The following is a 14,004-nucleotide window of genomic DNA, read 5'->3' as shown; positions in this document are numbered from 1 at the left end:
CTGGTGTAGCTCAGCTTGGCTAGAGCAGCTGATTTGTAATCAGCAGGTCGGGGGTTCAAGTCCCTTCACCAGCTCCATTTTTACTATTTTAATATCGCGGAATAGAGCAGCACGGTAGCTCGACGGGCTCATAACCCGTAGGTCGCTGGTTCAAATCCAGCTTCCGCAACCAATATATAAGCTTTTAGCTATTTGAACATTAGTTCTTTTAGCTAGAAGCTTTTTTTTTGTTTAATTAAAAAATATCTATTCAATTTTCAAAAGAAACATATAAATTACTGGAATAAAACTTTATATTTAACTTCCTAGTTAAGAGATAAATTTATAAATCTTAACAAATCAATTGAAGCTTTTTTACAAAAATATTATAAAAACTTGCATTTATATGTAAAAAGTGATACAATTTCAATAACATACACAATATGGAGGTGCAAATGACGAAGGTTTTACATTTTTAGTATTGTTAAAAAACTAATTAAAAATAATTTACTATAAAGTAAATATTATAAATAGACGTTTTGTTTATAAGATATTGAATTAAAGGGGAAAGGTTTTAAATCTTTTCCCTTTTTTTTCGTCTGAAATTCTTGTATTTATTTAATAAATCTAATAAAAAGTGACTTTTTGTTAAAATAATTATATTTAGCTTAATATCTCTTGCTATTAAACTTATTTTCAGTTATACTGTGCTTACTTAAGATGAATAAGAGTTTCATCTGTTATTTTATGACTTTTATTAATTACTCTCATTGATATTACACATTATTTATACAAAAAAGCTCATTTTTATCTTTTGATTACTCTATAATAGAGAATTAAAGGAATAATATGTCAATTACACATATACACACAAACAAAAAGATTGAAGTTTTATTAAGACTTCTAAGTGAAAACGAAAATTTACAGGATGCTAGTTCTAAAGCTGGTTTAAATATAGAAAAAACAAAATTGATTATGAATCAAAATAGAAACTAATTATCATAAAAAGAACTAGTTTAAATATAGTTTTTTAATCAAGTAGGATATTTCTTTTATAATTAATTGAATAATAATCTTCTATTTAAAACTAATATAAAAGAAGAAAGTTAATTCCCGGCTTCTTTTTTTATTTATTTTTAGATATAATACATCCTAATTTTTAAAGTGCCTCCATGGCGGAATTGGTAGACGCGTGCGATTCAAAATCGCATTCCTTTGGAGTACCGGTTCGATTCCGGTTGGAGGTACCATTTATCTACTTAACTTAAATCCATTGATTTCCTATATCTCTACTACTTTTAATTTTGTAAATTCATATTAACTTGTAATATAATTATTCAAATATATAGTAGTATTAAATATTAACAAGTTTCTTTTATAAACTCACTTCTTATATCTTTTTTTTATTATAAATTTTATTATTATTATATTCAATAAGTGATATAATTCGCAAAAAGGATTTTTTATGAAGTTTTCATTATCATTTCGTATTTGGCATTGGTTAAATGCTTTTGTAATACTAGGATTATTAGGTACTGTATTTTTACGTCAAACATTTTTAAGTTGGAGAACAAACTCTGAAATATTAATTAGTAAATTACAAGAGATAAATATAGAAATTACTGCAATTCAGGCTAAAGTTTTGGCAAAAGCTATTCGAGCTGGAATGTGGGAATGGCATATTTTATTAGGTTATGCTTTAGCTTTTTTAGTTCTTTTTAGAATCTATTTATATTTTAAAGACACATCAGAAAGAGAGAGTTTTTCTTCTTTATCTTTACATAAAAAAGTAGTTCATAGTTCATATTATATTCTAAATGCAACTTTAATAGTTATTGCTACAACAGGATTAATAATTCATTTTTACCAAGAATTAGGACTATTAAAAGATACAGCTCACGATATTAAAGAAATTCATGAATTAGCATATTATGTTATTTTATATTTTGTGCCTTTACATATATTAGGTGTAGTAATTGCTGAAAATAGAGACGAAAAAGGTATTATTTCTACAATAGTAAATGGAAAGAAATAATCTTTTATTTACTATAGCTTTTCATAATATTTACTAATTCATCCATTGAATCCATTGCTGATAATTCATCTTTTGATTCTCTTATTTCTTTGACTAGATGACCTTTTGCAAAATGTTCAATATATGATGTTATCATTCCATTAACAGCACCTTTTATTGCTGTTAATTGTCTAATTACCTCGTATGGGTCGCTATGATTATCATTACAATCCATATCTTTTTCTAGTTTTGTTTTTACAGAGTTTACTTGCCCTTGTATTCTATTAATTCTATTGATTAATTTTTTATTTTCTATCTCACATTGATACATTTCTTTCCCTTACATCAAACAGTTTGTATATGATTTTTCATTTTTCTTTGAAGCTACTTGAATTTGAACATGATCAAAATTTAATTTATTTAGTTTTTTTTCTAGTATTGAAGTTATATTTTCAATTTCTACTAAGTTTAATAAATCATCTTTTAAAACAATTTCTAATGAAATAAAGTTATGTTTTGAACTTGGCTTATAAATATGTAAATCACTATAAGAAATAATATTTTCATCTTCTTTTATAACACTTTCTAATTGCTCTTGTGAAACTTCTATTATATTTATATCCATTAATGATAAGAATGATTTTTTTAATAATGGATAAGAATGATACAAAATATAAACAGAAAAAACTACTGTTAAAATAGAATCTATATAATATATCTTGAAAAAATAGATAAATATTCCAGCAATTACAACAGCCACAGATATAAGTGCATCACTTAGCATATGTAAATAAGCAGATTTGATATTTGCATCTTCATTATTACTTTGATCTGAATGTGTATGATTATGACTGTGTTCGTGTGCATGATGAGTTGAATGCTCGTGAGAATGATTATGTCCACATGCTTCTACTCCTAAGCTATTTAGAATATATGCACTAATTCCATTTGCAATTACAGCAATAATACCAACGATTATCATATAAATAGGACTAATTATCTCAGGATTAAAAAATCTATTTATTGCTTCATATATCATATATAGCATTGTTCCATATAAAAATATAGTATTAACAAATGCTGCCATCATTTCAGCTCTTACATAACCAAATGTTTGTTTAAATGTCGTACTTTTACTTCCAAGTCTTAGTGCAATATATGTAACTATTACTGCTAATACATCTCCTGTATTATGTAGTGCATCAGCAATTAGAGCAAATGAGTTTGATATTAAACCAAATGAAACTTCAGAAATAATAATAACTAGATTTACAATAATAATAATGAGTATCTTTTTATCTTTTGACATATATTTTACCTTTTATAATATAGTGGGGTATAGTATATTTGAAATAATATTAAATATCAAGATAGTTAAATATTGCATTCATTTACTTTTATTTACTTTATATTTAATTCAAGTTTAAAGTGTGTGAATATAATTAGGTCATAAAAATGAGGAGTAAATATTATGGCAATATCAGATATAAGTGGATGTATTGGTTGTGAGTCTTGTGTAAAAGCCTGTCCTACAGATGTAATTAGAATGAATAAAAAATCAAATAAAGCAGAGATAAAATATGTAGAAGATTGTCAAATCTGTCATTTATGTAGGCTTTATTGTCCTGTTGATGCGATTACAATCACAAGTGAAAAATCTATTCCTGTAATAGTGTCTTGGGGTTGATTATGAATACAAATACTAAATTTTTACATACTATATTGTACTTAGCAATTTTTATTATTTTACCTAGTATATTTTTCATTTTGGTGCAAATACCTAAAAGAACTATATTAAAAGATTTTCTATCAATTATTACAGTATTAGCTTTTTTTATTGTTCTTGGACAATTTTATTTATCAAGAATGAATGAAAAATTAAAAGATACTTTTAAAGTTGTAGAAATGATAAAAATCCATAAAATTTTAGGATATATAGTTTTACCAATTCTTATAATTCATCCTTTTTTAATAGTTGTTCCAAGATTTTTTGAAGCTGGTCCTAATCCTTTTGATTCATTTATTAAAATGATAACGACACTTGATAGCTTATCAATTATATTAGGAATCATAGCTTGGGTTTTAATGATGGTATTAGGTCTTACTTCGATATTTAGAAATAAGTTAAATATGACCTATAAATCATGGAAAGTACTTCATGGATTTTTATCTGTGTTTTTTATTATTTTTGCATCTTGGCATGCTATTGAAACAGGTAGACATATGAATATATCTATGAGTATATTATTGATTTTAATTACATCAATAGCTTCTATTGAATTTTTATTTTACACAAATAAAAAGATTATAAAAAATGAAAAGGTAAAAAATTATGAATAAAGAAAAGGTAACAAGAAGAGAGTTCTTAGGACTTACAGGCACTACAATTGGCGCACTTTCTTTATCAGCTTTAAGTACTAGTTTGGGTTGGGCTGAAAATATTGTTAAAGTTGATTTAAAAAATATAAAACAAACAGATAAAGAAGTCGATGTTTTAGTTATAGGTAGTGGAATGGCAGGACTTTTTGCTAGTGTAAAAGCTCATGATGCAGGTGCAAAAGTAATGATGGTTTCAAAAGGAGGTCTAGGAAGTTCAGGACAAACACCCTTTGCAAAAGGTATATTTTCTTATGATGAAAAAAAAGAAAAACTAAGTATTGATGAGTTCGTTGATAAAGTTTCAAGATCAGCATTAGATACAAATAATAAAACTTTTACAAGACAATTAGCCGAACACTCAAAAGCAAGAGTAGAAGAACTAAAAGATTGGGGCTTTTTTGAGTCTCCTTTATATAATAAGTCATTTTTAAAACCAATTGAAGAGCGAAATATTGCATTATTAGAGCGAATTATGATTACTCATCTTATAAAAGAAGATGGAAAAATAGCAGGAGCAGCTGGTTTTAGTTTGGATGATGAAGAGGTTTATATATTTAAAGCTAAAAGTGTAATTTTATGTACAGGAGCAGGGGGCTTTAAACCTAATGGTTTTCCAATGCAAGATTTAACTCATGATGGTTCAATTATGGCATATAAAATCGGAGCAAAAATTACAGGAAAAGAATGGAATGACGGACATCCAGGAAATGCAGAAAATTCAGCAGACTCTTTTGGTAATTGGCATGGAATGTTTGAGCAAAAACCTTCAACTGTTAAAGTGGAGGTTCACCATGATTTAGGTGTTGATTTAAATTATATGACTTACGCAAGTGGAAATGAAGTGAAAATGGGTCCTCCTGGTATGATGGAGGGTTCATCAGATATAAAAGGTGGTCCATATACTCCAGAAGAATTTAAAAGATCAGGACAAAGACCACCAGACCAGAAAAATGAAGAGAGTGGGGCAAAAAATGAACATAGAAGACCCCCAATGGATGGAGATAAAAAAGGACCACCTCCTGGAATGAGTGATTCAGCAGTTGGTGGTTCAAGTGCAGGATTATCAATACATAAATCAGAGGGTTTAACTCCAATAAATGAATTTTGTGAATCAACTATAAAAGGATTGTATGCAGCAGGTGATGCTCTAGGTTCTCATATGTCAGGAGGAATTTATACACAAATAGGTTCATCCCTAGCAGGTTCTGCTGTTCAAGGTTCAATTGCAGGAGAAGCTAGTGCTAAGTATTCAAAAACTATTGAAACGCCACAAATATCTGATAAAAAAATAGCAAAAATAAAAAAAGAGATTTTAGCACCGTTAAATTTAAAAGCAGGATATTCACCAGCTTGGGTAACGCAAACACTACAAGGAATTATGATTCCTAATTTTGTTTTATATATCAAAAAAGAAAGTATGTTAAAAGGTGCATTAGCTTATGTTGAAGAATTAAATGATTCTCACGTGCCATATTTAAAAGCATCAGATTTTCATGAGTTAAGACTTGCACATGAAACTGAAAATATGATTATAAGTGCTAAAATGAAATTAAAAGCATCTTTAATGAGAAAAGAGAGTAGATGTAGTCATTATAGATTAGATTATCCAAAAATGGATACTAAAAATTGGCAAGCGTGGATAAATATATATAAAAGTAAAAAAGGTAAAATGAAGTTGGATAAACAGCCTTTTGGAACATGGGCAAAAGCTTAAAAAATAGAGCTATCAAAGAATATCTTTGATAGCTCCAAAGTATTAAGCAATATTACTTTCTTCTTTTTCAATAGTATTATGAGGATAGTTTAACATACGATTTTGAAATGATAAAATTGCATCGTTTTGTATTATTCCATTTTCAATATTAATTGCTTTTCTAATTGTTTCATTTTTTTGCCAATAATTTCTTCCTGCTAATACAGTTGATAAATAAACGATTAATGCACCTGATATTGAACGTGTTGCACTTTCCCAAAGGTAACTAGGCGTATGATCAACTGCATAATAGTCAATAGTTTTATATTTTATTAAAGGTTTTTTAAATGTTGTTGGTTTTGCAAAAAAGAATCCCATACCTTCGTCACAACTTACATCAATAATAAGACTTTTAGGTTTTAGATAAGAACTTTCTTCTTCTATTATAAAATCTGTTGGATTTTTCGTATCTTGAAAGATTCCATTTATAATAATATCAGATTGGCTAATTAAATCAGTTAATGCTCTTTTAGAACCATCATGCTCTATAACCATCATCCGTGCTTCATTATTAATACCAGCATGAATTCTAACATAATGACAATCAAGTACTTCTTCTCGTACTTCACAGTCTCTACGTTGAACACATATTGTTATATTTCTAAATCCATGGGCTTTTAAAGCATGTATTGCACCACGACTTACTGCACCAAAACCAAAAATTATAACTTTTCTTTGATTTCCATAATGTCCATCAATACCCTTAAGTTGTAATGCATGTATAACAGCACAATATCCAGCCATTTCATTATTTTTATAAAAAGTATGTCGACCTTGTATATTGTTAGACCAAACAAACATATCTTCAAAAGCAATAAGTGTTTGTTTTCTATCAATTGCAGCTTGCGTAATATCTCGTTGTTGTATACAATGTACATAACCCCAAAGTGTTCCACCAATACGTAGTTCTTCTAAATCAGCTAATATAGGTTTATTAATAATAACTGTACCAATTTGACTTAATAATTCATGTCTAGAAGCAATTCCACCTGTTTGTGATGCAATTTGATCATCTGTAATTCCAAATGGTATACCATAACCTTCTTCAAATATAAGTTGTTTTCGTAATTCTTCTGGAATTCTTGATAAATGAGCAGGATGGATAGGATATCGTTGTTCATCTTCTTTTTTTGAAGTCCCGATGACTCCAATTTTTAAGTTATTCATATGTATGCCTTTATAAAATAATTAATCTATTTTGTTTAATTGGCAAATTAGTGTTTGTCAATAGTAGAGTTTGGAAGTTAAAATTTGAAAATTGGTAGGTGACACAAATCTAATGATCACCTTGAAGGACAAATAAGTGTATACGTAAAAACGTTTATGCATATACTCTATCCAACATAACCTTTAAAGAGTATTTAGTTAATAAGCGCATCATGCCATTGAACTAAAGATACACGAAATCCTTCTTTTACTTCTAAAACTTCATGAGTAAAATATGGATTACTTAAAAAGACAAGCATATCACCAGCTTTTGGTTTTATTTGAATTGTTTCACCTTTTTCATTATGTAGATAATTAAAGATAAGTTCTCCACCTGTAAATGTATCTTCAGAAACTATTTCATCATTACTTGTTGTAAATAATACTGTTGATATTTTTCTTTGAGGTGCAACGGGAAGAAATCCCATAATTTCCCCATCTTTTACTAAAACACTTGAATCATCACTATGTTGCTTATAAAATGAGCCTTTTGTATATTCTAAAGCTTGAATTTGTGTAGAAGTAGTAATAGCTAAGTTAAAAAACTTTTCTATATCATTTTGATGTTTTAAAAAATTATTAGTATAAATATTTTTATGAATAGTATTTAGTTTATGAATTTTAGTTTTTCTTATTTTTGTATTAGTTGTTGATTTAATTCTAATTGCATCTTTTTTTCTAATTTCTGCTTCAAAAATATCTTGATCTATTTTTATATTTGCTGTTATTTGTTTGCATGTTTTTTTAGATAAAAAGTTTTTAATAATCATAAAGGGATAATCATAATATGGATTTGGTAAAATACCAGTTGGTATATCTAATTTACTTAGAAATTCTTCACAAAAAACATTATTACTTATTTGAACCATTAATTACCTTTAATATTAAAATGCCTAGAATTATATCTTAATTTAGCAGAAATAATTTCTTTATTTTTTTATAAAGAAATCTCTTGATGTCTATGTTATAATTGTATTATGAAGAAAGATACAAAACATATAAGAGCAAATATAGTAAATAAATCACTTAGTTATATTTATAAATATATTGATACAAATATTACCTTAGATGAATTAGCTAAGTTAAATAGTGTTAGTAAATATCATTTTTTGAGAATATTTAAAGAAGAAGTAGGTGAAAACTTATTTCAGAGAATAACAGCTATCCGTTTACAAAAAGCAGCGAATTTATTAATTACAAATAGTCATTCAACTATTAGTGAAATAAGTCAATCTTGTGGTTATTCTTCACATACTTCTTTTATAAAAGCATTTAAAAAAAGATTTATTTATACACCTTCTAAATGGAGAAAAGGTGCTTATAAAAACTTTTCACAAGATACTTTAAATTTGAAAGAAGACTTTTATTTAACTTTTAAAGATATTATTCCAAGTATTAAAGTTGTTCCTTCTAGGACATGCGTATATATTAGATTAAAAGGCTATGGAATGTTAGAACTTTCTCAAACATGGGAAAGACTACTTGCCTTTGCTTATGAAAATAATATACTGGAAAATACTCAAATAGGGATGTATCATGATAATCCTATTATTACAGAATATAAAGACTGCAACTATATAGCAGCAATAGAAGTAGATGATGATTTTAAACCTACAAATTTAATAAGTAAATTAGAAATTGAAGAATCATTATGTGCAATTTTTCATTATGAAGGTGTTTATGGAGATATTGCTAAACTTATGGCTTACATATACCATTATTGGATGCCAAATAGTGGATATGAAGCTAAAACACTTCCTGCCTTTGCAATATACCATCAAAATCATTATTTAGAAGAGAATGATACTTTTAATCTAGATTTCTATGTACCTATACGGGTAGTTTGAAAATATGAAAAATTATTCTGCAAGAGAATATTAAATCTATTACTTACATAAACTACTGTAAGCATAAATTAAGTATGAAACATATATTATTTTACCATAAAAACTATTTAGAGATAAAAAAGGAATAATAAAATGGAAAATAAATTTTTAGAGGCAATGAAATTTAGACATGCAACAAAAGAGTATGATTCAAATAAAAAAATAAGTGATGATGACTTTAACGAAATTTTAAATTATGGAATACTAAGTCCAAGCTCTTTTGGATTTGAACCTTGGAAATTTGTTGTTGTTCAAAATGAAGAATTAAGAGAAAAATTAAAAGTATTCTCATGGGGCGCTCAAGGAACACTTCCTACCGCAAGTCATTTTGTAATTATCTTAGCTAGAAAAGTTAAGGGAATGAAATATGATAGTGAATATATTAAACATATGATGAATGATGTAAAAAAACTTCCAAATGATGTGCAAGAAGTTTATAGAGGTTTTTATGAAAAATTTCAAAAAGAAGATTTTAATCTTTTAGGAAACAATAGAGCTGTTTTTGATTGGTCTAGTAAACAAACGTATATTGCTTTAGCAAATATGATGACAGGTGCTGCTTATATGGGAATTGATTCTTGTCCAATGGAAGGATTTGATTTAAGCTTGACTGAAAAGTTTTTAGAAGAAGAATTAGGTATTGATACTGAAGAATATGGTGCTTCTGTTATGGTTTCTTTTGGGTATAGAAAAAATGCTCCTAAACATGAAAAGATTAGACAAAGTGTTGAAACAGTTACTTCTTGGTTTAATTAATTAAAAAATAAACATGTATTAAATATTCTTTAACAAAATTATAACATCAATACAATTTTTTCATTTTTGCAAGTTTCGTGACAGACTTATTCTCTATAATTTATAAAATCTTTAGAAGGATAAACAATGAATTATAAGAAAATATTTTTCCCTATTGGTGGGGGAGATGAATTAGAAGAAAGATTATATGCGGCACTATTAATAGCAAAAACTTTTGAAACAAACTTAGAAATATTACAGTGTGGTTTAAAATCAAATATTAGTATGTATAAGACAATGTCTATCCCTAGAGATATTTTAAACAAAATTGATGAAGTAGTAGATAGTAAGTATGAAGAAGATAATAATGAACTTCAGGCACTTTTCGAAAAAGTTGCTTTGGAAGTTGATATTAATATATCAAGCGGAGCTTTAAAAGAAAAAGCATTTGCATATCTTAAAATAAGAGAAGGTCTACGAAGTACTCTTATTGAGCAGGAATCAAAGTTTTGTGATTTAGTTATAGCAGCAGCTCCTCCTGCTGGTGTTACAACAGCCACATTTGAAAATGCCGTACTTAAAAGTGGAAAATCAGTATTGATGTTTCCAAGAATAATGAGAAAATTTTCGCTGGACTCAATTATTATTGGTTGGAATAATTCAACTGAGGCTTCACGTGCTATTACTTCATCTATTGAACTTTTAAAGAAAGCACAAAGAGTTCATATTGTATCTTCTCCTGAATATGTAGAAGATCATGAAATTATGACAAGTCTAATTAATTATTTAAAATTGCATGGTATTGATGCAAGTTATGATATTGTTAAAACTACAAGGATTCCAGGTCAGGCTTTATTAGATACAGCTTTAGATGGAAACTTTGATTTAATAGTAGCTGGGGCTTATGGACATAAGGGACTTAAAGAACTTATGTTTGGTGGAGCTACTAGATATTTACTTGAAAAATCAACTTTACCAATTTTTATGTCTTATTAATTATGATAGAATTATATTATGAAAATATTGATTTTAGAAGATAATGAAACTTTAGCAGATGGTATACATAAAAAACTAAAAAATTCAGGATTTATTGCTGATGTTTTTTATGACGGAGAAGAAGGTCTTTATACTTTAGAAACATCAACATATGATTTACTTATATTAGATTTAGGACTACCTGGAATTGATGGTATTGAGATTATAAAGAAGTTAAGAAAATCTCAACAAAATCTGCCAATTCTAGTTATATCTGCAAGAGATAAATTAGATCAACGAATTCTTGGACTTGATACAGGTGCGGATGATTATTTATGTAAACCTTTTGAACTTGATGAAGTTATTGCAAGAGTCCAAGCTCTTTTACGAAGAAGTAATAATCAAATTAGTAATATTATAAAATATAATGATTTAAAGTTTGATTCCCAAACTCGTATTTTGATGAAAAATAATGAAAATATTGATTTAAGTAAAAGAGAATTAACAATTTTTGAATATTTAGTTCAAAACTTAAATGCAATTGTAAGTAAAGAAAACATAGTTGAACATATCACTACAGTTGATGATGAGTTTAATCCAACAGCTGTTGAGACATATATCTCAAGACTAAGAAAGAAACTTGGGTCTTCTATAAATCTTAAAACAGTTCGAGGATTAGGTTATATGATGAGTTAAGATGGAAAGTACTTATAAAAATACAATCTCAATAAAATCTCGTTTAATAAAATGGTTAATTTTCCCTTTTGCCTTATTATCAGTTATTCTTTTCATTTATATATATTTAAATCTACAAGAAAAAGTAAATAGTTTTTTTGATAATAGACTTTTTGCAACAGCACAAAGTATAAAAGAAAATATAGGAATTGAAAATTCAAAACTTTTTATTGATCTCCCAAACTTTTCTATTGATTTACTTTCAAATCATGAACAAGGACTAGTATATTATTCCGTAGTAAATGAAGAAGGTGAATTATTAATAGGACATGGCTTACTTTTTAATAAAAGAATACTAATTAATCGAAAAAAAAGATTTTACAATCTTACATATGATGGAGTAAAATTAAGAGCAGTATCATATAAAACTACATTAAATAGTGCAGGAAAAATACACACAGCATATATTACAATTGGGGAAACGACAGAAGAAAGAGAAGAAAATATAAATTATGTTTTAACTCTTATGTTTATAATAATGGCAATAGTAATATTTTTTACCATTACAATCACTATTATTGCTGTTAATAAAGGGTTAAAACCCTTAAACAATTTAAAAAAGATAATAAAAAAGAGAGATGATAGAGATTTAGAACCTTTAGTTTTTAATGCCCCAAAAGAATTAGAAGATATTGTAAACAGTATTAATATTTTACTAAGTAGAAGTAGAGATACTATTGATTATATTGAACAGTTTAACTCAGATATTTCACATCAATTAAGAACTCCATTAGCTGAAATGAAAGTGAAAATCCAATTACATTATGAAAAAAACAGTGAAGATTTCATTGCATTAAATTCTTTGTTAAATAATATGACACATATAACAGAGCAACTACTTTTATATGCAAAAACAAATCCAAATACAATTAATTTAAAGCGTTTTGAAAAACGAAGTTTAAATCAACTATGCAAAGAATATTGTTTAAGAACTGCACCAAGAGTTTACGCAAAAGGATTTGAATTTGCTTTTGAGAATATAGATGAAGAAGTTTTTATTCAAACAGATTCAATACTTTTAGAAAGTATGATGGATAATATTATCAACAATACTATACACTATGCTATTGATGAGAATGGGAATCCAATTGGAACTATTACTTTAAGCTTAGAAAGACATAATAATACAGTTTGGTTAAATATCAAAGATGAAGGAAAAGGAGTTCCAAAACAGAACTTAAAATCTATTTTTGAAAGATACTATAGAGTTGATTCCTCAAAACAAGGTTCAGGATTAGGTCTTAGCATTGTAAAACAAATTGCTGTTTTACATCAAGCTAAGGTTTTGGCTTCAAATGAAAATGGTTTAAAAATATCTATAGTCTTTAATCATAAAGAAGAAGAAATTAATTAGTTAAAAGATAGTTATATTTTTTAAATGTTTCATATGATTTATTTAAAATTTTTGTAGATTGTTTTGAACCAAGCCAAGAATAACCTATTTTTTTAGATCTTAGATAACGTTGAGTTCTTCTTTTTGATAGAGTTTATTTAATCGCATTTTTTAAAATTTTAAATCTCTTTGGATATTTAATTTTAAATTCTTTTGAAACAGCAAATCCTCTTGTTGGACCATTAATTATAGGCATTACAATTTTACTATCATTAATTGCATCGTTTAATGTTGGAGCATCCCATCTTCTTGATCTTTTGGCAGAGGATATAGCAAGAGCTTTAATCTTATCTCTATATGCTTCACTTCCTTGCGCTGCTGTAATAAGAATGTCTATTTCAGAGTTTAATAAAGCAGTTCTTACTGCCTTACCACCATTAAAAACTTTTATATCAATATTTTCAAAAGGAATATCAAATTTTTTCAGAAGTAATTTTAATAATAAATGCCCACTTGATTTATTTATCACCCCAGCACTTAAAGTATTAGGATTGTTTTTTATATGATTTATTATTTCAAGAACTGAATTAAACTCTGAAGTCTTATTTACAGCAATAAAATCATAATCAAACCATTGCAAGTTAATGATTTCAAAATCATCTAAACTATATTTAGCTTGACCACTTAAAATTGAATTAGGAAGATAAGGTAAGAAAGTAGAAGAGAAAACTGTATATCCATCACTTGGTTGTTTTAATACATAATTTGCTGCTTCTAAAGAAGCTTTGTTCTTTTTATTTGTAATTTTTATTGAAGTTTTAAGCTCTTTTTCTAAGAATATAGCCATATTTCTAGTCATTCTATCAGCACTACCACCTTGCCCTAATCCAACAACAAATTCTATTTGTTTATTTGGATAAGTATCAGCTAATATTAAACTGTTAAAAAAGAAGAAAAGTATGATAAAATTTTTCATGATACACCTTTTTATTAAATATAAATAAGCTTA

Annotated in this window: 15 protein-coding genes and 2 tRNA genes; 12 read left to right on the top strand and 5 right to left on the bottom strand. The window is 27.1% G+C overall.

Annotated features, from left to right (window positions below):
- The first annotated feature begins 95 nt into the window (after positions 1–95).
- The 4 genes from D9T19_RS13675 to D9T19_RS13665 all read left to right on the top strand — a co-directional run bounded on the left by D9T19_RS13675 (position 96) and on the right by D9T19_RS13665 (position 2,014).
- A tRNA-Met gene (locus tag D9T19_RS13675) sits at positions 96–172 on the top strand.
- 656 nt (positions 173–828) lie between these two features.
- Positions 829–975, top strand: coding sequence for a hypothetical protein (locus D9T19_RS14575; protein ID WP_162984594.1), 147 nt, complete (start codon positions 829–831; stop codon positions 973–975).
- Positions 976–1,145: 170 nt separating this feature from the next.
- Positions 1,146–1,229 (top strand) — tRNA-Leu (locus D9T19_RS13670).
- A 215-nt stretch (positions 1,230–1,444) separates the two neighbouring features.
- Entirely contained in the window at positions 1,445–2,014 is a 570-nt protein-coding gene (locus D9T19_RS13665) for a cytochrome b/b6 domain-containing protein (RefSeq protein ID WP_121628807.1), read from the top strand.
- A 4-nt stretch (positions 2,015–2,018) separates the two neighbouring features.
- Here the strand turns inward: D9T19_RS13665 and D9T19_RS13660 are convergent, their stop codons facing one another.
- Positions 2,019–2,324: a metal/formaldehyde-sensitive transcriptional repressor gene (locus tag D9T19_RS13660; RefSeq protein ID WP_121628806.1), complete on the bottom strand. Its 306-nt coding sequence runs from the start codon at positions 2,322–2,324 to the stop codon at positions 2,019–2,021.
- A gap of 9 nt (positions 2,325–2,333) precedes the next feature.
- Positions 2,334–3,302 (bottom strand): cation diffusion facilitator family transporter, encoded by a 969-nt coding sequence (locus D9T19_RS13655; protein ID WP_121628805.1) that lies wholly within the window; start codon positions 3,300–3,302, stop codon positions 2,334–2,336.
- Between the two features lie 162 nt (positions 3,303–3,464).
- Between D9T19_RS13655 and D9T19_RS13650 the strand changes: the two genes are divergently transcribed.
- Genes D9T19_RS13650 through D9T19_RS13640 form a run of 3 tightly spaced genes read left to right on the top strand, consistent with a single transcriptional unit; the run spans position 3,465 to position 6,086 of the window.
- On the top strand, positions 3,465–3,680 hold the full coding sequence (locus D9T19_RS13650; protein WP_121628804.1) for a 4Fe-4S dicluster domain-containing protein: 216 nt from the start codon (positions 3,465–3,467) through the stop codon (positions 3,678–3,680).
- A 2-nt stretch (positions 3,681–3,682) separates the two neighbouring features.
- Entirely contained in the window at positions 3,683–4,333 is a 651-nt protein-coding gene (locus D9T19_RS13645) for a ferric reductase-like transmembrane domain-containing protein (RefSeq protein WP_121628803.1), read from the top strand.
- On the top strand, positions 4,326–6,086 hold the full coding sequence (locus D9T19_RS13640) for an FAD-dependent oxidoreductase (RefSeq protein WP_121628802.1): 1,761 nt from the start codon (positions 4,326–4,328) through the stop codon (positions 6,084–6,086). Before D9T19_RS13645 ends, D9T19_RS13640 begins: the two co-directional genes overlap by 8 nt.
- Positions 6,087–6,128: 42 nt before the next feature.
- Here the strand turns inward: D9T19_RS13640 and D9T19_RS13635 are convergent, their stop codons facing one another.
- Both D9T19_RS13635 and D9T19_RS13630 read right to left on the bottom strand, forming a co-directional pair.
- The gene (locus tag D9T19_RS13635; RefSeq protein WP_121628801.1) at positions 6,129–7,292 is read right to left on the bottom strand and encodes a N(5)-(carboxyethyl)ornithine synthase; all 1,164 of its coding nucleotides are present in this window, start codon (positions 7,290–7,292) and stop codon (positions 6,129–6,131) included.
- A gap of 194 nt (positions 7,293–7,486) precedes the next feature.
- Entirely contained in the window at positions 7,487–8,200 is a 714-nt protein-coding gene (locus D9T19_RS13630; protein WP_121628800.1) for a 2OG-Fe(II) oxygenase, read from the bottom strand.
- A gap of 108 nt (positions 8,201–8,308) precedes the next feature.
- Between D9T19_RS13630 and D9T19_RS13625 the strand changes: the two genes are divergently transcribed.
- From D9T19_RS13625 to D9T19_RS13605, 5 genes are all read left to right on the top strand, one after another.
- Complete coding sequence (locus D9T19_RS13625; RefSeq protein WP_121628799.1) at positions 8,309–9,178, top strand: AraC family transcriptional regulator; 870 nt, start codon at positions 8,309–8,311, stop codon at positions 9,176–9,178.
- Positions 9,179–9,310: 132 nt separating this feature from the next.
- A complete protein-coding gene (locus D9T19_RS13620; RefSeq protein WP_121628798.1) occupies positions 9,311–9,973 on the top strand; it encodes an NAD(P)H-dependent oxidoreductase in 663 nt (220 codons plus the stop codon).
- 126 nt (positions 9,974–10,099) lie between these two features.
- Entirely contained in the window at positions 10,100–10,948 is an 849-nt protein-coding gene (locus tag D9T19_RS13615; RefSeq protein WP_121628797.1) for a universal stress protein, read from the top strand.
- Positions 10,949–10,966: 18 nt separating this feature from the next.
- Complete coding sequence (locus tag D9T19_RS13610; RefSeq protein ID WP_121628796.1) at positions 10,967–11,623, top strand: response regulator transcription factor; 657 nt, start codon at positions 10,967–10,969, stop codon at positions 11,621–11,623.
- Position 11,624: 1 nt separating this feature from the next.
- The gene (locus tag D9T19_RS13605; RefSeq protein WP_121628795.1) at positions 11,625–13,016 is read left to right on the top strand and encodes a sensor histidine kinase; all 1,392 of its coding nucleotides are present in this window, start codon (positions 11,625–11,627) and stop codon (positions 13,014–13,016) included.
- Between the two features lie 133 nt (positions 13,017–13,149).
- On the opposite strand, the gene D9T19_RS13600 is transcribed toward D9T19_RS13605, so the two are convergent.
- Positions 13,150–13,971, bottom strand: coding sequence for a tripartite tricarboxylate transporter substrate-binding protein (locus D9T19_RS13600; protein WP_121628794.1), 822 nt, complete (start codon positions 13,969–13,971; stop codon positions 13,150–13,152).
- Positions 13,972–14,004: the final 33 nt, after the last annotated feature.

Origin of the sequence: Poseidonibacter antarcticus (assembly GCF_003667345.1) — a bacterium.
Lineage (GTDB): Bacteria > Campylobacterota > Campylobacteria > Campylobacterales > Arcobacteraceae > Poseidonibacter > Poseidonibacter antarcticus.
The sequence above is the reverse complement of the archived record's forward strand: the minus strand, read 5'-3'. Positions and strand labels throughout refer to the sequence as shown.